Genomic DNA, 19085 nt, shown 5'->3' on the forward strand with positions numbered 1-19085 from the left:
ATCCGGCGAGGCAACTGTTTTTCATGGTTTCAGAGCTTTACCGCAAAAGTACCGTCCTATGACCGTACAAACCCTGAATAAATCGACAACAAATGTGTATTAGTCGTCCACAGCATCAAGAAACTCGTCTGCCACGGGCATTTCGCCCATTCGTGACGGAATGTTTAATCCGAAATGCAGGTATGCATGCCGCGTCACCACCCTGCCCCGCGGCGTGCGCATGATGTAGCCCTGCTGAATCAGATACGGCTCCAGCACATCTTCAATGGTGTGGCGCTCTTCGCTGATCGCAGCGGCCAGGCTATCGATGCCGACCGGGCCGCCATCGAACTTCTCGATCATGGTCAGCAACAGACGCCGGTCCTGATGATCGAAGCCATGCTCGTCGACATCCAGCAGGTTCAGCGCCAGATCCGCCACCGCTTTGGTGATGTGTCCTTTGGCACGGACTTCGGCGAAATCGCGCACCCGACGCAGCAAACGGTTGGCAATGCGTGGCGTACCACGGGCGCGACGGGCGATTTCGAACGAACCTTCAGGATCCAGTGGCAGGCCGAGAATGGCTGCCGAACGGCTGACAATCGTCGCCAGATCGGCTGTGCTGTAGAACTCAAGACGCTGGACGATACCGAAGCGGTCGCGCAACGGGTTGGTCAGCATGCCAGCGCGCGTCGTTGCGCCCACCAGCGTGAACGGCGGCAGATCGAGCTTGATCGAACGCGCGGCCGGCCCCTCACCGATCATGATGTCGAGCTGGAAATCTTCCATCGCCGGGTACAGGACTTCTTCAACGATTGGCGACAGGCGATGGATTTCGTCGATGAACAGCACATCGTGCGGCTCAAGATTGGTCAGCAACGCGGCCAGATCCCCCGGACGCTCAAGTACCGGACCGGAAGTGCTCTTGATCGACACGCCCATTTCCTGGGCGATGATATTGGCGAGTGTGGTCTTGCCCAGACCCGGCGGGCCGAAGATCAGCGTGTGATCAAGGGATTCGCTACGGCCCCGGGCAGCCTGGATGAACAGTTCCATCTGCTCGCGCACGGTCGGCTGGCCAATGTAGTCGGCCAGACTGACCGGGCGAATGGCCCGATCCTGGACTTCTTCGCGCTCACGCGGGCTGTGCGCGGCGGTGATCAGACGATCAGCTTCAATCACTTAAATCATTCCCTTCAGGGCGCGGCGGATCAGGTCTTCACTGCTCAAATTCTTGTCCTTGATGGCGGTAATCGCCTTGCTCGCTTCCTGAGGCTTGTAGCCCAGGGAAATCAGCGCGCTGACCGCATCGTTCTCGGCGGTATTGACCGGCGCCGGGCCGTCGGGCTGATTCGGCACCAGCGCGAACATGGCCGGCGAGGTTTCCCAGGCCTTGAAGCGGTCCTTCAACTCGACCAGCAGACGCTCGGCGGTTTTCTTGCCGACGCCCGGCACCTTGGTCAGTGCCGAAGTGTCCTGGGATTGCACGCAGCGGATCAGTTCGTCGACTTCCAGACTCGACATCAACGCCAGGGCCAATTTCGGCCCGACACCATTGAGACGGATCAACTCGCGAAAAAAGTCTCGCTCACGCTTGCCGGAAAAACCATAGAGTAACTGCGCGTCTTCGCGTACGACCAAATGGGTGTGCAGGGTCAGCGGTTCACCGACCGACGGCAGACGATAAAGGGTGGTCATGGGCACTTCCAGCTCATACCCGAGGCCGTTTACATCCAGAATCAGGTGCGGCGGCTGTTTCTCAGCCAAGGTGCCGCGCAAGCGTCCAATCACGTTTCAGATCCTTGAGCGTTGGCCAGCCGTGGGCTGGCGACTATCGAAAGGCGAATTTCGGGCCGACGATTCAGGCACAGGAAATCCGCTTTCAAGAAAATTGATGCTGATGCTATCAGAGACGCAGGCGCCCGCCACGACTGCGTGCCGCTCCCAAACCGTGCGGCAGCAGACTGGAGCGTGTGTGCGCATGGCAAATGGCAATGGCCAGGGCGTCCGAGGCGTCGATTTGCGGTTTGCTGGTCAACTTGAGCATGTGCATGACCATCATCTGCACTTGTTCTTTATTGGCGGCGCCAGTGCCGACGACGGCCTGCTTGACCTGAGTGGCCGTGTACTCGGCGATCTCCAGGCACTCCTCGGCACCGGCGACGATCGCTGCGCCGCGCGCCTGGCCCAGTTTCAACGCCGAATCGGCGTTTTTCGCCATGAACACCTTTTCGATGCCCATCGTCACCGGACCGTAAGTCTGGATGATTTCGCGCACGCCGCGATAGACGATTTGCAGGCGCTCGTGCAGCTCACCGGCGCCGGTGCGGATGCAGCCCGAGGCCACATAGATGCAGCCACCACGCCCGGTATCGCGAACAATGCCGTAACCGGTAATACGCGAACCGGGGTCGATACCAAGAATTAAAGTCATAACGCCTGCGGATTTGGTAAAAGCACGATTTTCAAATCAACCCATAACAAATGTGGGAGCGAGCCTGCTCGCGAAAGCGGTTTTATCATCGGCAACGATGTTGCCTGAAAATCCGCCTTCGCGAGCAGGCTCGCTCCCACATTGAAGCCTAGTCGCTCTTAACCGAGCTGAGCGGCCACGTCTTCCGGAATATCCGCGTTGGAATAAACATTCTGCACGTCGTCCAGATCCTCAAGCATGTCGATCAGCTTGAGCACCTTCTCCGCGCCTTCCAGATCCAGTTCGGCACTGGTGGTCGGCTGCATGACGATTTCCGCGTCATCACCCTTGAAACCCGCAGCTTCGAGCGCGTTACGCACGGCGTAGAAACTGGTGAACGAGGTGAACACATCGATCGAGCCGTCTTCGTGGCTGACCACGTCATCGGCATCGGCTTCCAGCGCCGCTTCGGTCAGGGCGTCTTCATCGACACCCGGTGCGAAGCTGATCTGGCCTTTGCGTTCGAATAGATAGGCGACAGAACCGTCGGTGCCGAGGTTGCCACCGCACTTGCTGAAGGCATGGCGCACGGCTGCCGCAGTACGGTTGCGGTTGTCGGTCATGCACTCGACCATCACCGCCACGCCGCCCGGGCCGTAACCTTCGTAGGTCAGCTCTTCAACGTTGTCCGCCTCGGTCGCTCCGGCGCCACGCGCGACAGCACGATCGATGATATCGCGACTCATGTTCGCGCTCAGCGCCTTGTCCAGCGCCAGACGCAGACGCGGGTTGGAGCCGGGATCACCGCCGCCCTGACGGGCCGCAACGGTCAGTTCACGGATCCACTTGGTGAAGATCTTGCCTCTCTTGGCATCCTGACGTTCTTTGCGGTGCTTGATGTTCGCCCACTTGGAATGACCTGCCATAACTCGCTCCGAATTCTCTTTGAAACGTTGCCCGCCCTGCTCATGCAGCGGCCAGCACACAAAAAATCTCGACCTGCTCTCTATAGATAGAAAAAAGGCGCATCCGAAGATGCGCCTTCAGGCCCGTCTTACTCAGCCTTTGGCGTTTCGCGCAAACGAATGTGCAGCTCGCGCAGTGCCTTGGCATCCACCACACCCGGCGCTTGCGTCATCACGTCAGCAGCACTCTGGGTTTTCGGGAAGGCGATCACTTCACGGATCGATTGGGCGCCGGTCATCAGCATCACCAGGCGGTCCAGACCGAAGGCCAGGCCACCGTGCGGCGGCGCACCGTACTTCAGCGCGTCGAGCAGGAAGCCGAACTTCTCTTCCTGTTCCGCTTCGTTGATGCCCAGCAGACGGAATACCGACTGTTGCATCTCTTTACGGTGGATACGGATCGAACCGCCACCCAGTTCGGTGCCGTTCAGCACCATGTCGTACGCGCGGGACAGAGCGCCAGCCGGGTTGGCTTCGAGCTCTTGTGGCGTGCACTTCGGTGCGGTGAACGGATGGTGCAGCGCCGAGAAGCTGCCGTCGTCGTTTTCTTCGAACATCGGGAAGTCGACGACCCACATTGGCGCCCACTCGCAGGTCAGCAGCTTGAGGTCGTGACCAAGCTTGATACGCAGCGCGCCCAAGGCTTCGCTGACGATCTTGGCCTTGTCGGCGCCGAAGAACACGATGTCGCCGTCAACTGCGCCAACGCGATCGAGGATGGCGTTGAGGTTTTCCAGCGGGATGTTTTTCACGATCGGCGATTGCAGACCGTCCACACCGGCAGCGCGCTCGTTGACCTTGATGTACGCCAGGCCCTTGGCACCGTAGATGCCGACGAACTTGGTGTAATCGTCGATCTGCTTGCGTGGCATGCTCGCCCCGCCTGGAACGCGCAGAGCAGCGATACGGCATTTCGGATCGTTGGCCGGGCCGCTGAACACTTTGAAATCGACTTCTTTCAGTTGATCGGCAACGTCGACCAGTTCCAGCGGGTTACGCAGGTCTGGCTTGTCGGAACCGTAGCGGCGCATGGCTTCTTCGAAAGTCATGTGCGGGAAGTCGCCGAATTCCAGACCCAGCACTTCCTTGAACAGGTTGCGGATCATTTCTTCGGTCAGGCCCATGATCTCTTTTTCATCGAGGAAGCTGGTCTCGATGTCGATCTGGGTGAATTCTGGCTGACGGTCAGCGCGCAGGTCTTCGTCGCGGAAGCACTTGGCGATCTGGTAGTAACGGTCGAAACCGGCCACCATCAGCAGTTGCTTGAAAAGCTGCGGCGATTGCGGCAGGGCGAAGAACGAACCGGCGTGGGTACGACTTGGCACCAGATAGTCACGCGCACCTTCAGGGGTGGCACGGGTCAGGATCGGTGTTTCGACGTCAAGGAAGCCGTTCTCATCGAGGAAGCGACGGATGCTGGTGGTCATGCGCGAGCGCAGGCGCAGCTTCTCGGCCATTTCCGGACGACGCAGGTCAAGGAAGCGATAACGCAGGCGGGTTTCTTCGCCAACGTCGGAGAACTCGTTCAGCGGGAACGGCGGGGTTTCCGACTCGTTCAGCACTTCCAGCTCGTAGCCCAGCACTTCGATCATGCCCGACGCCATGTTGGCGTTGGTGGCACCGGCCGGACGCAGACGCACCTTACCGGTGATCTTCACCACGTATTCGCTGCGCACGCGATCGGCAGCGGCGAAGCTCTCGGCGCGATCCGGATCGAAAACCACCTGAGCCAGACCATCACGATCACGGATATCGAGGAAAATCACCCCGCCGTGGTCGCGACGACGGTGAACCCATCCGCAAAGGGTAATTTCCTGACCTTCCAGGCTTTCGTTCAATTGGCCGCAATAGTGGCTGCGCATCATGATAATGGTTCGCTTCTCGTCATTCGATATTCGGTGGAGCTCCCGTTGCTTTCAAGCAATGCGGAAACTCACGCGTGTCGTTCAACCTGGGGTTGAACCCTAGTCAGATTTGTCGCCACCGGCCAGGTTCTTCTTGGCGCCGGTCTTGAAATCGGTTTCGTACCAACCGCCGCCACTGAGGCGAAAGCCTGGCATCGACAGTTGTTTCTTCAACTCTGGCGCCTGGCAGGCAGGGCAGTCGACCAGCGGTGCCTCGCTGATCTTTTGAATGGCTTCCAACTGATGACCACAGGAAGCACATTGGTAATCGTACATCGGCATGGGGGGTGTCTCGGCGATCAGATTGCCACCGCGCGCAAGGCTTTGCGGCGAAAGAGCGGGATTATATCGATTAAATGCGGCCTGTGCAGCCGTAAGACTGCACAGGCCGCGACCTCGTTTGCAACCGCCGTTTCAGAGCGATTCGATCGGCGCAGCCTGCTTGACGCCGTTCATGACGCACACCACCCGCACCAGCGCGCTGAAGTTTCTCACCCCGCCGTGACGCAGATGCACTTCACGGTCAACGTGGGACAGCAGCGAGCTGATCGAACAGCAGTTGTCTTCAGCCATGCTGCCGAGAATGTTCCAGTAGACCCGCTCCAGCCGCAGGCAGGTCGCATAACCGTTCAGACGCACAGACCGTGACGATGGCTGAACCAATGCCATGTCGAACTCGCTGACGAACGGACCGACTTTCAATTCATGTGGCAAGCCGACAATCCTGTCGCCTCGCCTGTCTCCCTCTACCATATCGGTGACACTCCTTTGCCATCTTTGCGTGTTTGAAAAGTCACATCCTGTGGCTTTTATAAAAGCGCAGACACAAAGTTATAGCCAGACGACTTATTGACCGAAACCGTAGGATAAGCCAACGACACAGGTAGGATTCCGGACAGCGCGCGGGCCTTCTGCTGCAGGCCCGCGCCCCCGGATGTTTACGTTTCCAGCAAGGCGCGCAGCATCCACGCGGTTTTCTCGTGAACCTGCATGCGCTGGGTCAGGAGGTCTGCGGTCGGTTCATCGCTGACCTTGTCGAGCAGTGGAAAGATGCCACGCGCCGTGCGGGTCACGGCTTCCTGACCATCGACCAACTGCTTGATCATGTCTTCGGCACTCGGCACGCCCACTTCTTCCTTGATAGAAGAAAGGCGTGCATAGGTGGCATAGGCGCCTGGCGCCGGAAAGCCCAGTGCGCGAATACGCTCGGCGATCGAATCCACGGCCAGTGCCAACTCGTTGTATTGTTCTTCGAACATCAAGTGCAGCGTGCGAAACATCGGGCCGGTGACGTTCCAGTGGAAGTTGTGGGTTTTCAGATACAGCACGTAGGTGTCCGACAGCAGACGGGATAGTCCTTCGACGATGGACTTGCGATCTTCTTCACTGATACCGATATCGATTGCCATGTTTACCCCCTAACGGCGATTGAATTCATCCAACAGGTGCAGACCCACTCTAGCAAGGCTGTCGATGCCCCGCAGCCCTGATCGGGTGCACACACTGCGACAAATCGACCGAGACGATGCCGCTGGCCGGGCTGATTTGAGTAGCCGCAGGCTTTGCTGTTAAATAGGCAGTGTGTCGCCATGCCCCATTTTTCGGGGCGTTGCGCATAGGCTGATGCCGCGAACGTGTCCACCGCCTCTTATTTTGTTCCGAAGCGAACCGTGCGCCTTCAGCTCTTCCTTGTGAGCCGTCATAAACGTGAGCCAATCAAAATGTTGAAAATCGTCCACCTGCTAATGGGCGCAGCGGCCTTGCTGCTGTCGTTCATACCCAGCTTGAAATCCGAAGCCGTTCCCTACCTGCAACAACCCGATGCACTTTACCTGGCCTTTTTCGGCCTGCTGAACCTGGTGATTGCCCCTGTGATTCCTTTCTGGAACAAAGGCCCTCGTCAGCATCTGCAAAACCTGGTCAGCGCGCTGCTGGTACTGACCGTCGTCCTGCAAACCTTGACCCTGATCGCCCCGATGCCCGTCATCGCCGGTCAGCCAGCCGTGCTGTTCACTCTGGTGATCGCGCTGGTTGCCGTGGTCCTGCACCTGGCCGTCAGCTTCTATCGTTCTTCACCGGCTGCTGCTCCAACCAGCTATGACATGACCAATCGTGATACCGGCACCGTCAAGTGGTTCAACACCTCCAAAGGCTTCGGCTTTATCTCCCGGGATTCCGGCGATGATATTTTCGTGCACTTTCGCGCGATCCGTGGCGAAGGCCACCGTGTTCTGGTCGAAGGCCAGCGCGTGGAGTTCTCGGTGATGAACCGCGACAAAGGCCTACAAGCCGAGGACGTGATCGCCGCGCTGCCGCGACGCTGATCCAGGCATAAAAAAACCGCGAGCAGCCTGCTGTTCGCGGTTTTTTTACGCCTGATGAAAAGTGCCCGCCTCAGTAGTGCGGCGGTGGCGCCTCATCCTCGAAGGATTCGAACTGGCCGACCATCTCTTCCTGGCGCTTGAGCAGCGCCGCCATCTGCAATTGCAGGCGCTCGACCACGCGCTGCTGCGCCACCAGCACGTCGTTCAACGACTGAATGGTGTCATCCTGAAACGCCAGACGGCTTTCCAGATCGGTAACACGTTCTTCCAGATTCATGACTCAGCCCTCCACAAAGGTGAAATGCTCGGTCAACACCAGTCGCAACCGTTCGCGAATGGCAGCGACCTGCTCGGTACTGTAAGGCTTGGCCGGGTGTTTGCCCCAGACCGGCGCCGGCCAGGCTGCGTCGTCACGTTTGCGCACAATCACATGCATATGCATCTGACTGACAACGTTACCCAGGGTCGCGACGTTCATTTTGTCGGCATCGAACAAATCCTTGAGCAACTCAGCCAGCGCGGTGGTTTCCTGCCAAAACTGCTGTTGATCGGCGACATCCAACTGAAACAACTCACTGATATCGTCGCGACGAGGCACCAGGATGAACCAAGGGTAGTTGGCGTCATTGGACAGCAGCAGTCGGCAGAGAGGGAAATCACCGATGGTCAGCGTGTCCTGTTGAAGTCGTGAATCTAAAGCAAACACTGCGCGCACTCCCGGCTGATCTTCATTATTCAGCTTAGCGGCGATCCTTTATGGACAGCGCACCAAGCGACAGGACGGCAGCATACCTGCGAATGCGTCAGCCTTCACGACGACGGTCAACCCCGTCGCTCTGCCAACGCCCCGAGATGTGACATTTGCGAGCGCGACGCACCAGCACGGAACCAATATCGATGTTCAGCTCGACAAAATGACCGAAAGCCTTAGTGACGCTCAGCTCCATGGCCCGTGCAAGCTGTATGAATTCAGAACAGCTGTAAATTTTTTTGCACCAAAACCGCACAGTGCGTCTACGCTCACTGCGTCGGGCATCCGCCAAATACTCACTGGAGGGGTGAACCGGTAACGTTTTTGGTTGTCACGCGCGCTTTTCTGCGAGGCAACACCATAGGAGAAATGGCGTCAAGCACTGAAAAAATCAGGCTTGAAGCCCAGCTTTCACGAGGTTTTCACAAGCGCAGGCGGGTGTTCAGAAAAATAACCGCAACGAAAATGCGGTTTGTGCACGCTTGTTGCATTCGTACCCATATGGACTATAAGCGCACCACTGGAAGTGAATGCCTTAAGCCCCATAAGAATAGTGGCAGGGTTGCCCGATGGAGATTCAAGTGTTTTGCCAGGGACTCTTTTTTACCGATGCACAAAGGCCCATAAACAGCGAGAAAGTTGTCAGTCCGGCTGCGTCGGCACTGTGAATTTGCGACATCCACCACGCCATTTGCGACACCGTCGTAAAGAAGCTGAAAGGTTGGAATAGCAAGTATCGCCAACATTGTCGGCGTGATATAAGTTTGCGCCGACACAAAAAGAAAGAGCCGCCCAGATAATAAAACAGGTGGGACGGCAGTACTCTTCTAAAACCAAAGGAGCAAATCACGATGCGCGTGATGAAGTGGAGCATGATCGCACTGGCAGTTGCTGCAGCAGCCAGTACTCAAATGGCTACGGCCGCACCGTTTGTAAGTGACCAGTCTGAAGCCAAAGGTTTTGTTGAAGACGCGAAACTCACCGAGACGTTGAAGAACTACTACTTCAACCGCGACAACAAGAACGGCGGCCATGACCAGAAAGACTGGACTCAGGGTTTCCTGGGCAACTTCACCTCCGGGTACACCCAAGGTACCGTTGGTGTTGGTATTGATGCATTCGGTTACCTGGCCTTGAAACTCGATGGCGGTGACGGTACTTCCGGTTCGGGCAACATGAGCCGTAGCGATACCATCAAAGCCAACGGTTACGCCCGCGACGTCAATGACAGTCAAGGTAAAGCCGGCGCAGCCATCAAGTTCCGTGTATCCAAAACCGAGTTGAAAGTCGGCGATATGCAGCCAAGCACTGCACCAGTGTTCGCTGTTGGCGGTTCCCGCATCCTTCCGCAAACTGCCAGTGGCTTCCAGCTGCAAAGCAGCGAAGTCAAAGACCTTGACCTCGAAGCCGGTCACTTCTACTCGGCCACCAGCCAGGACAAAAACGCCCGTGATGGCGAGTTGTGGGCCACTTACGCCGGCGTCAAAGCTGACTCCATCGACTACTTCGGCGGTAAGTACGGTATCACTGACAATCTGTCCGCTTCGCTGTATGGCGCCAAGCTGGAAGACATCTGGAACCAGTACTACGCCAACCTGAACTACACCATCCCGATGGGTGGCGATCAGTCGCTGAACCTGGACGGTAACATCTACCGCACCACCGACACCGGTCGTGCTGAAGCAGGCGAGATCAGCAACACTGCGTTCTCCCTGGCTGCTGCGTTCTCGTTCCTGAAAGCTCACACCTTCACCCTCGCCTTCCAGAAGGTCAACGGTGACACTCCGTTTGACTACATCGGTGTCGGCGGCCACGGTCCTTCGAACCGCGGTGGTGACTCGATCTTCCTCGCCAACTCCATCCAGTACTCTGACTTCAACGGTCCTGGCGAGAAATCCGTTCAAGCCCGCTACGACCTGAAAATGGCCGAGTATGGCGTTCCTGGCCTGAGCTTCATGGTCCGTTACGTCAATGGCTGGAACATCGACGGCACCAACACTCCGACCGTCAGCTCTTATACCAACGCTTACGGCGAAGACGGCAAACATCACGAAACCAACTTTGAAGCGAAGTACGTTGTTCAAAGCGGTCCGGCAAAAGACCTGTCCTTCCGCATTCGTCAAGCCTGGCACACTGCCAACGCTGACGAAGGCGAAGGCGACGTCAAAGAGTTCCGTCTGATCACCGAATACCCACTGAACATCTTGTAATCGTCAGTGGTTAGTTTGGAAGCATAAAAAAAGGCCCATCTTGCGATGGGCCTTTTTTATTGCCTGTCACTTGCAATAGTTGCCTGACCGACAAGTCAGGCAATTAATTAGCAACCTATCATTGTGTTGCCGATTCCTGTACCACACGAATCACACGCTGTGGAAACGGAATATCAATGCCGGCAGTCTTTAAACGATCACGCGACTGTTCGTTAAACATGAACATCACGTCCCAATAGTCTGCGGTTTTAACCCAGACACGCAGGGAAACAGTGATCGAACTGTCGCCCAAGGTCGAAATCACGGCTTGTGGCGCCGGATCCTGCAACACGCGCTCATCCTTGGCCAGATCCAGCAGCACCTGACGGGCCTTCTGCAGATCGGCTTCGTAATCAACGCCGACATCAAACACAACCTTGCGAGTCGGCTGACGGTTGGTGTTGGTAATGATGCCGTTCGACAGGTTGCCGTTTGGCACGATGATGGTTTTGTTGTCGCCAGTACGCAGCACGGTGTGGAAAATCTGGATGCTGTCGACCGTACCCGACACACCTTGCGCTTCGATCCAGTCACCGATCCGGAACGGACGGAACAGCAGAATCAACACACCGCCGGCGAAGTTCGCCAGGCTGCCCTGCAAGGCCAGACCGATGGCCAGGCCGGCAGCACCGATCGCAGCAACGAACGAGGTGGTTTCAACGCCGATCATCGAAGCGACGCTGACGATCAGCAACACCTTGAGAATGATGTTTGCCAGGCTGCTGATAAAACCTTGCAGTGCCAGATCGGCATTGCGCAGGGCGAGCAGGCCACCGAGTTTCTGCGTGACCTTGTTGATCAGCCACCAGCCAATGGCCAGGGTGATCACTGCCAGCAGCACGCGGCTGCCGTATTCCATGATCATCGGAATCCACGCCTGGGACGCCTTGACCAGGTTGTCCACCTCAGCATTCAAATCCATGTTCTATCTCCTGATTTCCGGCCATTCGGCACGCGAAAAATAAGCGGCAGAAACCCGCCGGATGTACACAAAACAATGTGGGAGCGAGCCTGCTCGCGAAGACGGTGTGTCAGTCAACTCATTATTGAATGACATACAGCCTTCGCGAGCAGGCTCGCTCCCACAGATCATCTGACCGAGTTTAGTCGCGGAAGTTGTTGAACTGCAGTGGCATGCCGAATTCCTTGGCCCGCAGTGCCGCGATGGCCTCTTGCAGGTCATCACGCTTCTTGCCGGTCACGCGCACTTGCTCGCCTTGAATGGCGGCCTGTACTTTGAGTTTTGCGTCCTTGATGTGGCCGACGATCTTCTTCGCCAGCTCTTTGTCGATACCTTCCTTGAGCACGGCGTCCTGCTTCATCAGCTTGCCCGATGCGTACTCGTCCTTGACCTCAAGGCACTGCACGTCGATCTTGCGCTTGACCAGTGCCAGCTTGAGGATTTCGATCATCGCTTCCAGCTGGAACCCGGCTTCAGCGGTGAGGCTGACGGTAAGGTCCTTTTCCTTGAACTCGAAGCTGCCTTTGCCTTTCAGGTCATAACGACGATCGAGTTCCTTCACGGCGTTCTCGACCGCGTTGGTGAGTTCGTGTTTGTCCAGTTCGGATACCACGTCGAACGACGGCATGTAATCTCTCCAATAAAAAGGCGCGCTCGATGAGGATGGAGCGCGCTTGGCTTGCGGTTAAAATCGGGCTCATTATAACGGGTCTTTTCCCACCGACACGGCGAGCCGCACATGCCTGTACGCAATCGAGCAAAAAACTGATGTCCACCCCCTGGCATGTATTGGGCGCCGGCAGTCTCGGCACGCTTTGGGCCACACGCCTGGCTCGCGCCGGTTTGCCGGTCAGGCTGATCGTGCGCGATGCCGAACGTTTGCAAAGCTATGAGGCAGCGGGCGGCTTGACGCTGGTGGAGCACGGTGTGGCGAGCACCTATGCGGTTCCCGGCGAAACACCCGACAGCCCCGAGCCGATCCGCCGTTTGCTGGTGGCGTGCAAAGCCTACGACGCCGAAAGCGCCGTCGCCCGCCTCGCCCCACGGCTGACAGCGGACGCCGAACTGATTCTTCTGCAAAACGGTCTCGGCAGTCAGGACGCCGTGGCCACCCGGGTGCCACAGGCGCGCTGCATCAGCGCCTCCAGCACTGAAGGTGCGTTTCGCGATGGCGACTGGCGCGTCGTGTTTGCCGGCCACGGTTTCACCTGGCTGGGCGACGCCGGTCATCCGATCGCGCCGATCTGGCTGGACGATCTCGACGCGGCAAAGATCCCCCACCAATGGAGCACCGATATCCTCACGCGCTTGTGGCGCAAACTGGCGCTCAACTGCGCGATCAATCCGCTGACCGTGCTGCACCATTGCCGCAACGGTGGCTTGCAGGAGCACCATTGCGAAGTCGCCACCCTGTGCGCCGAACTCGCCGAATTGCTCGAGCGCTGCGGCCAACCCGCCGCCGCCGACAACCTGCAAGAGGAAGTCGAGCGAGTCATCCACGCCACCGCCGCCAATTACTCATCGATGTATCAGGACGTCGCCAACCAGCGCCGCACGGAAATCAGCTATCTGTTGGGCCACGCGTGCAAAGTCGCCGCGCGCCACCAGTTGAATTTGCCGCACCTCAATCAATTGCAGCAGCGCCTGGTCGCTCATCTGCACAGCCTCGGATTGCCCAGCGACTGAGCAGCGGCTACGCTGGCCACTTGTTCCTTTGTTGCGAAAAACCTGATGCCATTGCGCCAGCGTCTCGAAAACCTGCCGGTCGGCCAGAAACTGCTGGCCGCCCTGCTGGTGCTGTTGACCACGGTTCTGCTGGTCGCGAACCTGACCTTTATCAGCGCCGCCTATTACATCTCCCAGGAAAGCATGGCGCCGCAGGCCTTACAGACCATCGGCCGGCTGATTTCCAACCCGAGCCTGGTCAGCGAAGCCCTGCAATCGCCACAAAGCGCCGAACGCCTGCTCAAAGAACTCGACAGCTATTCGCCCCTGCGCGCCGCCGCACTGTATGACGGCAAGGGCGAACGCCTGGCGCAAGTCCAGCGTGGCGACAAACTCAACCTGCCGGAGCGCTATCGGCACATCGAGGCGTGGCAGCCCACGGAGTTTCGCACCACCCAGTTGACCCCCCTCCCCCGCCCCGGCACTGCGCCGGGCCATCTGTTGCTGGTCGCCAGCAGCGAACTGCCGATGGCGTTCTACACCGGCACGTTGACCGCGAGCCTCGGCATTCTGATTTTCAGCGTGTTGTTGTGGCTGGTGATTGCCCGGCAGATCAAACGCCTGATCACCCGGCCGATCCATCAGCTGGAAGAACTCTCGCGTCAGGTCACCCGGGAAGAGAACTACGCCCTGCGCGCCTCACGCGGCAACCACGATGAAATCGGCAGCCTCGCCGAGGCATTCAACACCATGCTGTCGCGCATCGAAGCCCGCGAGCAGCAGCTCAAACGCGCCCGCGATGACTCGCAAGCCGCGTACGATCAGGCCCAAGGGCTGGCCGAAGAAACCCGCCACACCAACCGCAAGCTGGAACTGGAAGTCCAGGTGCGCAGCAAGATCGAGAAGAAGCTCACCGGTTTCCAGAACTACCTCAACAGCATCATCGACTCGATGCCGTCGGCGCTGATCGCCCTCGACGAACAGCTTTACGTCACCCAATGGAACCAGGAGGCCAGCGCCCTTTCCGGCACGCGGCTGGACGAGGCGCTGAACCAGCCGATCTTTCTCGCCTTCGAACCGCTCAAGCCGTTTCTGCCGCAGCTCAAGCAGACCGTCGAGCAGCACACCGTGGCGAAAATCGAGCGAGTGACGTGGTTCAAGGACGATGAACCTAAGCATTACGCGCTGACGTTCTACCCGTTGATGGGCGGCGCCGGGCGTGGCGTGGTGATCCGTATCGACGACATCACCCAGCGTCTGTCACTGGAAGAAATGATGGTGCAGTCGGAGAAAATGCTCTCGGTCGGTGGCCTCGCCGCCGGCATGGCCCACGAAATCAACAATCCGTTGGGCGCGATCCTGCACAACGTGCAGAACATCCGTCGCCGTCTGTCGTCCGATCTGCCAAAGAATCTCGAAACCGCCGAGCAGTTGGGCATCGAACTGGACACGGTGAACCGCTATCTGCAAGGTCGCGAAGTGCCGCAACTGCTCGACGGCATCCAACAGGCCGGCGCCCGCGCGGCGAAAATCGTCACGCACATGCTCAGCTTCAGCCGCCGCAGCACCCGACAAATGGCGCCGTGCGACTTACCGGCACTGATCGACCAAGCCGTGGACATCGCCGGCAACGACTTCGACCTGGCCATCGGCTTCGACTTCAAGGGCCAGGCGATCATCCGTCAGTTCGATCCGGCGCTCGGCCCGGTGCCGGGCACCGCCAACGAACTCGAGCAAGTGCTGCTCAATCTGTTGAAAAACGCCGCGCAAGCCATTCACCAGCGTGAAGACGACAGCGAGCCGGGACGGATCATCCTGCGCACCAAGCTCAATCCACCGTGGGCTGAAATTCAGGTCGAGGACAACGGCATCGGCATGAGCGAGAACGTGCGCAAACGCACCTTCGAGCCGTTCTTCACCACCAAGGAAATCGGTCAGGGCACCGGGCTTGGCTTGTCGGTGTCGTACTTCATCATCACCAATAATCACAAAGGGCAGATGGAGGTGCAGTCAGCACCGGGCCAAGGCACTTGTTTCACCTTGCGCCTGCCGCTGACGCAACCGCTGCCCATCGCTGCCGAAACCAATCAATTATCGAGGTAACCCATGGGCTTTCGCCTGTCGAAAATCTACACCCGCACCGGTGACAAAGGCGAAACCGGCCTGGGTGACGGCCGTCGCGTGCCCAAGGATCACCCGCGCATCGAGGCCATTGGCGAGGTCGATACGCTGAACAGTCAGGTCGGCGTGTTGCTGGCGGGGCTGATAGCCGAACGCGAGACCTATCCGGGACTGAATGAACTGATCGAGGTGTTGGCGCCTTGTCAGCATCGGTTGTTTGATTTGGGTGGCGAACTGGCGATGCCGGCGTATCAGGCGTTGAACGCGGCGGAAATCGAGCGCCTGGAAGCGGCGATCGATGTGTGGAATGAAGAGTTGGGGCCGCTGGAGAATTTCATTCTGCCAGGTGGCTCGATGTTGATTGCCCAGGCACATGTGTGTCGCAGCCTGGCGAGGAGTGCCGAGCGGCGTTGTCAGCATTTGAATGCGCTGGAGCCGTTGGCCGGGGTTGGGCTGGCGTATATCAATCGGTTGTCGGATTTGCTGTTTGTCGCGGCGCGGTTGATTGCGCGGCGGCAGGGGATTGCGGAGATTCTCTGGCAGCCGGTGGCAAAGCCTGCAGAAAAGTAGTGCCTTATAGGACGCCATCGCGAGCAGGCTCACTCCTACAGTTGACCGCGTTCTACCTGAAGGAACGCGGTCAACTGTAGGAGTGAGCCTGCTCGCGAAGAGGCCGGCAGCCTTTACAAAGAATCAGGCCAGAACGCGCGAATCCCCGCCACACCTTGAGCGCCGTGGCCCCAGGCTTTTCCGCGCTCAGCCGGGCCAACCCCGCCCAACAGAAACACCGGCTTACTGAAGCCTTCGATCAACGCCCCAGCCTGCTCCCAGCCAAGCGGCTGCGCATCCGGGTGCGTCAGGGTCGGCTGCACCGGCGACAGCGTGACGAAATCCACACCCATCTGCTCGGCCAGCGCCAGCTCTTCAGCGTTGTGGCACGACGCCGCCAACCAGCGCTCCGCCGGCAACGGACGCCCCGCCGCCGCGTATTTGCGCAGCTGTGCAGAGGTGATGTGCCAGCCGGCAGACGGAAAATCGCCGAGCCACTCGAACGGCCCCTTGATCATCAGTTGCGCCTTGCCGGCACACAGACCGACGGCATCGACTGCCAGATCACGATACTTGGGGTCGTAGCCGTTCGGTGCGCGCAGCTGGATCAGTTTGATCCCGCCGGCAATCGCCTTCTGGATACCACGCAGCAGAGCCGGGGTTTCCAAGTCTTCCGGGGTAATCAGGTACTCCGCTGGCAAACGCGCGGCGGCAACGATCGGCTGGTTGGCCGCCGGGAACTCGTAATTCGCCAGTTCCTTCGCCGTAACCCAGGCCAAAGGCTGACCTTCGGCACCGTGCGGCTCGCCGGTAAATGCCGAGACTTCCCAGACATCCAGCAACACCTGTTTGTCGGGGTAATCGTGACGCACCTTGATCAGCGGTCGGGCAGCGCCAACGACGATACCCAGTTCTTCGTGCAGCTCACGAGCCAGCGCGGTTTCAACCGACTCGTCGGCCTCGACCTTGCCGCCGGGAAACTCCCACAGACCACCCTGATGCTGGGTGTCGGCGCGGCGGGCGATGAGGATTTTGCCACTGTGATCACGTATGACCGCAGCGGCGACGTGTACACGTTTCACGGATTCAGCTCCTCCAATCCAGCCTTTTGCCACGCCTTGAAGGCGGGCCATTGGTAGACGGTTTCAACATAGGCTTGGTCAGCGGCCGGCAGGTTCACCTGATACGTACGCAGGCGCACGGCGATCGGCGCGAAGAAGGCATCGGCCAGACTGACCCGGCCAAACAGATACGGCCCGCTCTCGGTGGCGGCGTCACGGCATTCGGCCCACAGCGCAAGCATGCGGTCGATGTCGACCTTCACCTCAGGCGGCACCGGGTTCAGCGGTGCGTCGTGGTTGAGATTGAACGGCATGTGATTGCGCATGGCGAAGAAGCCGCTGTGCATCTGTGCGCAGGCGGACCGGGCCTGGGCACGGGCGAAAATGTCAGTGGGCCAGAGTTGCTCGGACGGGAACGTCTCGGCGAGGTATTCGGCGATGGCCAGCGAGTCGGCGATGGTGCCGCGCGCGGTTTGCAACAACGGCACCTTGGCGGTCGGCGAGTGCTTGAGCAGCCGCTCGCGGGTGTCGGGCTTGCCGAGCTTGATCAGCTCTTCGGTGTAGGGTGCGCCGGTCAGCTCAACGGCCAGGGCGGCGCGCAAGGACCAGGAGGAAAGCAGTTTGTCGCCGATGATCAGGTGCAGGGACATGGGTGTGGCGCCTTTTCGTCAGGAGAATCAGGCCAGGTTTTTTCAGTGCCTGATGGGTCGCCATCGCGAGCAGGCTCACTCCTACAGGGGATCTGTGGCATTTACAAAACCACTGTAGGAGTGAGCCTGCTCGCGATGGCATCGACTCGGTCTCAGGTTAGATCAAGTGCGGTATTCGGCGTTGATCTTCACGTATTCATGCGACAGGTCGGTGGTCCAGATGGTTTCGCTGCAATCGCCGCGACCCAGTTCGATACGGATGGTGATCTCTTCCTGCTGCATCACCGCCGAGCCCTGGGCTTCAGTGTAGGTCGCCGCGCGGGCGCCACGGCTGGCGATGCACACGTCGCCGAGGAACACGTCAATCTTGCTCACGTCCAGATCCGGCACGCCGGCACGACCGACGGCAGCCAGAATACGGCCCCAGTTCGGGTCGGAGGCGAACAGCGCGGTCTTGATCAGCGGCGAGTGCGCCACGGTGTAGCCGACGTCGAGGCATTCCTGATGGTTGCCGCCGCCATTCACTTCAACGGTGACGAACTTGGTTGCGCCTTCGCCGTCACGCACGATGGCCTGGGCCACGTCCATGCACACTTCGAACACCGCTTGCTTCAACTTGGCGAACAACTCGCCTTCGGCGCGGGTGATTTCCGGCAGTGCAGCTTTACCGGTAGCAATCAGCATGCAGCAGTCGTTGGTCGAGGTGTCGCCGTCGATGGTGATGCGGTTGAACGACTTGTTGGCACCGTCGAGCATCAGGTTGTGCAGCACTTCGCGGGAGACTTTGGCATCAGTGGCGATGTAGCCAAGCATGGTCGCCATGTTCGGACGGATCATGCCCGCGCCTTTGCTGATGCCGGTGACGGTGATGGTCACGCCGTCATGCTCGAACTGGCGGCTGGCGCCCTTCGGCAGGGTGTCGGTGGTCATGATGCCGGTGGCAGCGGCTTCCCAGTTGTTTTCCGACAAGTCGTCCAGCGCGGCTTGCAGCGCGCCTTCGATCTTCTCGACCGGCAGTGGCTCGCCGATCACACCGGTGGAGTACGGCAGAATCTGGCTCGCATCAACGCCGGTCAGCTCGGCCAGTCTGGCAGTGGTGCGCTCAGCGGCGGCCAGCCCCGGCTCGCCAGTGCCAGCATTGGCGTTGCCGGTGTTGGTCAGCAGATAACGCACAGCGTTCTGTACGCGCTTCTTCGCCAGAATCACCGGCGCGGCACAAAAGGCGTTCAAGGTGAACACGCCCGCCACGGTCGAGCCTTCGGCACAGCGCATCACAACGACATCTTTGCGCCCGGGGCGCTTGATGCCGGCCGAAGCGATACCGAGTTCAAAACCGGCAACCGGGTGCAACGTTGGCAAAGGACCAAGACCAACAGCCATGAATGCGCTCCTTACTCAATGATGTCAGCACCGCCACGCACAGTGACGATGGTTTGAATGGCAAAACGCCGCGACGGCAGGAGCCGGTCGCGGCGCGGGTATTTCAGCGATTG

The 19085-nt window shown here is 59.0% G+C and carries 20 protein-coding genes; 5 read left to right on the top strand and 15 right to left on the bottom strand.

From position 1 onward, the window contains the following. Window positions 1-99: 99 nt before the first annotated feature. From ruvB to ACWR1S_RS06555, 8 genes are all read right to left on the bottom strand, one after another. On the bottom strand, window positions 100-1161 hold the full coding sequence (gene ruvB / locus ACWR1S_RS06520) for a Holliday junction branch migration DNA helicase RuvB (RefSeq protein WP_007912736.1): 1062 nt from the start codon (window positions 1159-1161) through the stop codon (window positions 100-102). Continuing rightward, window positions 1162-1770 carry a Holliday junction branch migration protein RuvA gene (ruvA, locus tag ACWR1S_RS06525; RefSeq protein WP_454562882.1) on the bottom strand — a complete coding sequence of 203 codons (609 nt, stop codon included), beginning with the start codon at window positions 1768-1770 and terminating at the stop codon, window positions 1162-1164. Between the two features lie 115 nt (window positions 1771-1885). Further along, window positions 1886-2413, bottom strand: coding sequence for a crossover junction endodeoxyribonuclease RuvC (gene ruvC / locus ACWR1S_RS06530; RefSeq protein ID WP_123467209.1), 528 nt, complete (start codon window positions 2411-2413; stop codon window positions 1886-1888). A 158-nt stretch (window positions 2414-2571) separates the two neighbouring features. Continuing rightward, window positions 2572-3318, bottom strand: coding sequence for a YebC/PmpR family DNA-binding transcriptional regulator (locus tag ACWR1S_RS06535; RefSeq protein WP_007912738.1), 747 nt, complete (start codon window positions 3316-3318; stop codon window positions 2572-2574). 128 nt (window positions 3319-3446) lie between these two features. After that, window positions 3447-5222 carry an aspartate--tRNA ligase gene (aspS, locus tag ACWR1S_RS06540; protein WP_016983822.1) on the bottom strand — a complete coding sequence of 592 codons (1776 nt, stop codon included), beginning with the start codon at window positions 5220-5222 and terminating at the stop codon, window positions 3447-3449. A 99-nt stretch (window positions 5223-5321) separates the two neighbouring features. Beyond that, complete coding sequence (locus ACWR1S_RS06545; RefSeq protein WP_007912741.1) at window positions 5322-5543, bottom strand: FmdB family zinc ribbon protein; 222 nt, start codon at window positions 5541-5543, stop codon at window positions 5322-5324. A gap of 132 nt (window positions 5544-5675) precedes the next feature. Then, complete coding sequence (locus tag ACWR1S_RS06550; protein WP_454562883.1) at window positions 5676-6014, bottom strand: ribbon-helix-helix domain-containing protein; 339 nt, start codon at window positions 6012-6014, stop codon at window positions 5676-5678. 185 nt (window positions 6015-6199) lie between these two features. After that, window positions 6200-6670: a Dps family protein gene (locus ACWR1S_RS06555; RefSeq protein ID WP_454562884.1), complete on the bottom strand. Its 471-nt coding sequence runs from the start codon at window positions 6668-6670 to the stop codon at window positions 6200-6202. Between the two features lie 312 nt (window positions 6671-6982). Between ACWR1S_RS06555 and ACWR1S_RS06560 the strand changes: the two genes are divergently transcribed. After that, a complete protein-coding gene (locus ACWR1S_RS06560; RefSeq protein ID WP_007912746.1) occupies window positions 6983-7585 on the top strand; it encodes a cold-shock protein in 603 nt (200 codons plus the stop codon). Window positions 7586-7655: 70 nt separating this feature from the next. Here the strand turns inward: ACWR1S_RS06560 and ACWR1S_RS06565 are convergent, their stop codons facing one another. Next, on the bottom strand, window positions 7656-7862 hold the full coding sequence (locus ACWR1S_RS06565) for a SlyX family protein (protein ID WP_093430493.1): 207 nt from the start codon (window positions 7860-7862) through the stop codon (window positions 7656-7658). Window positions 7863-7865: 3 nt separating this feature from the next. Further along, a complete protein-coding gene (locus ACWR1S_RS06570) occupies window positions 7866-8291 on the bottom strand; it encodes an HIT domain-containing protein (RefSeq protein WP_077574284.1) in 426 nt (141 codons plus the stop codon). Between the two features lie 896 nt (window positions 8292-9187). Between ACWR1S_RS06570 and ACWR1S_RS06575 the strand changes: the two genes are divergently transcribed. Continuing rightward, window positions 9188-10546, top strand: coding sequence for an OprD family porin (locus ACWR1S_RS06575; RefSeq protein WP_454562885.1), 1359 nt, complete (start codon window positions 9188-9190; stop codon window positions 10544-10546). 118 nt (window positions 10547-10664) lie between these two features. On the opposite strand, the gene ACWR1S_RS06580 is transcribed toward ACWR1S_RS06575, so the two are convergent. Together ACWR1S_RS06580 and ACWR1S_RS06585 are read right to left on the bottom strand one after the other, a co-directional pair. Next, window positions 10665-11507 carry a mechanosensitive ion channel family protein gene (locus ACWR1S_RS06580; RefSeq protein ID WP_034153426.1) on the bottom strand — a complete coding sequence of 281 codons (843 nt, stop codon included), beginning with the start codon at window positions 11505-11507 and terminating at the stop codon, window positions 10665-10667. 181 nt (window positions 11508-11688) lie between these two features. Next, entirely contained in the window at window positions 11689-12174 is a 486-nt protein-coding gene (locus ACWR1S_RS06585) for a YajQ family cyclic di-GMP-binding protein (protein ID WP_042560649.1), read from the bottom strand. 140 nt (window positions 12175-12314) lie between these two features. Between ACWR1S_RS06585 and ACWR1S_RS06590 the strand changes: the two genes are divergently transcribed. From ACWR1S_RS06590 to ACWR1S_RS06600, 3 genes are read left to right on the top strand one after another with little or no spacing between them, the layout of a single operon-like run. Further along, entirely contained in the window at window positions 12315-13232 is a 918-nt protein-coding gene (locus tag ACWR1S_RS06590) for a putative 2-dehydropantoate 2-reductase (RefSeq protein WP_454562886.1), read from the top strand. A 45-nt stretch (window positions 13233-13277) separates the two neighbouring features. Beyond that, window positions 13278-15314, top strand: coding sequence for a sensor histidine kinase (locus ACWR1S_RS06595; protein WP_454562887.1), 2037 nt, complete (start codon window positions 13278-13280; stop codon window positions 15312-15314). Window positions 15315-15317: 3 nt separating this feature from the next. Further along, on the top strand, window positions 15318-15902 hold the full coding sequence (locus ACWR1S_RS06600) for a cob(I)yrinic acid a,c-diamide adenosyltransferase (protein WP_454562888.1): 585 nt from the start codon (window positions 15318-15320) through the stop codon (window positions 15900-15902). 113 nt (window positions 15903-16015) lie between these two features. Here the strand turns inward: ACWR1S_RS06600 and ACWR1S_RS06605 are convergent, their stop codons facing one another. The 3 genes from ACWR1S_RS06605 to argJ form a co-directional block, all read right to left on the bottom strand. Further along, window positions 16016-16963 carry a Nudix family hydrolase gene (locus ACWR1S_RS06605; protein WP_454562889.1) on the bottom strand — a complete coding sequence of 316 codons (948 nt, stop codon included), beginning with the start codon at window positions 16961-16963 and terminating at the stop codon, window positions 16016-16018. Next, complete coding sequence (locus ACWR1S_RS06610; RefSeq protein WP_454562890.1) at window positions 16960-17592, bottom strand: glutathione S-transferase family protein; 633 nt, start codon at window positions 17590-17592, stop codon at window positions 16960-16962. Before ACWR1S_RS06610 ends, ACWR1S_RS06605 begins: the two co-directional genes overlap by 4 nt. 162 nt (window positions 17593-17754) lie before the next feature. Then, a complete protein-coding gene (gene argJ, locus ACWR1S_RS06615) occupies window positions 17755-18972 on the bottom strand; it encodes a bifunctional glutamate N-acetyltransferase/amino-acid acetyltransferase ArgJ (RefSeq protein WP_454562891.1) in 1218 nt (405 codons plus the stop codon). Window positions 18973-19085: the final 113 nt, after the last annotated feature.

Source organism: Pseudomonas sp. AIG, from assembly GCF_977020205.1.

Excerpts from the sequence above, each read along its gene's own strand:
- ruvC (WP_123467209.1), bottom strand. The coding sequence starts at position 2,413 with ATGACTTTAATTCTTGGTATCGACCCCGGTTCGCGTATTACCGGTTAC.
- ACWR1S_RS06535 (WP_007912738.1), bottom strand. The coding sequence starts at position 3,318 with ATGGCAGGTCATTCCAAGTGGGCGAACATCAAGCACCGCAAAGAACGT.
- aspS (WP_016983822.1), bottom strand. The coding sequence starts at position 5,222 with ATGATGCGCAGCCACTATTGCGGCCAATTGAACGAAAGCCTGGAAGGT.
- ACWR1S_RS06545 (WP_007912741.1), bottom strand. The coding sequence starts at position 5,543 with ATGCCGATGTACGATTACCAATGTGCTTCCTGTGGTCATCAGTTGGAA.
- ACWR1S_RS06550 (WP_454562883.1), bottom strand. The coding sequence starts at position 6,014 with ATGGTAGAGGGAGACAGGCGAGGCGACAGGATTGTCGGCTTGCCACAT.
- ACWR1S_RS06555 (WP_454562884.1), bottom strand. The coding sequence starts at position 6,670 with ATGGCAATCGATATCGGTATCAGTGAAGAAGATCGCAAGTCCATCGTC.
- ACWR1S_RS06560 (WP_007912746.1), top strand. The coding sequence starts at position 6,983 with ATGTTGAAAATCGTCCACCTGCTAATGGGCGCAGCGGCCTTGCTGCTG.
- ACWR1S_RS06565 (WP_093430493.1), bottom strand. The coding sequence starts at position 7,862 with ATGAATCTGGAAGAACGTGTTACCGATCTGGAAAGCCGTCTGGCGTTT.
- ACWR1S_RS06575 (WP_454562885.1), top strand. The coding sequence starts at position 9,188 with ATGCGCGTGATGAAGTGGAGCATGATCGCACTGGCAGTTGCTGCAGCA.
- ACWR1S_RS06580 (WP_034153426.1), bottom strand. The coding sequence starts at position 11,507 with ATGGATTTGAATGCTGAGGTGGACAACCTGGTCAAGGCGTCCCAGGCG.
- ACWR1S_RS06585 (WP_042560649.1), bottom strand. The coding sequence starts at position 12,174 with ATGCCGTCGTTCGACGTGGTATCCGAACTGGACAAACACGAACTCACC.
- ACWR1S_RS06590 (WP_454562886.1), top strand. The coding sequence starts at position 12,315 with ATGTCCACCCCCTGGCATGTATTGGGCGCCGGCAGTCTCGGCACGCTT.
- ACWR1S_RS06595 (WP_454562887.1), top strand. The coding sequence starts at position 13,278 with ATGCCATTGCGCCAGCGTCTCGAAAACCTGCCGGTCGGCCAGAAACTG.
- ACWR1S_RS06600 (WP_454562888.1), top strand. The coding sequence starts at position 15,318 with ATGGGCTTTCGCCTGTCGAAAATCTACACCCGCACCGGTGACAAAGGC.
- ACWR1S_RS06610 (WP_454562890.1), bottom strand. The coding sequence starts at position 17,592 with ATGTCCCTGCACCTGATCATCGGCGACAAACTGCTTTCCTCCTGGTCC.
- argJ (WP_454562891.1), bottom strand. The coding sequence starts at position 18,972 with ATGGCTGTTGGTCTTGGTCCTTTGCCAACGTTGCACCCGGTTGCCGGT.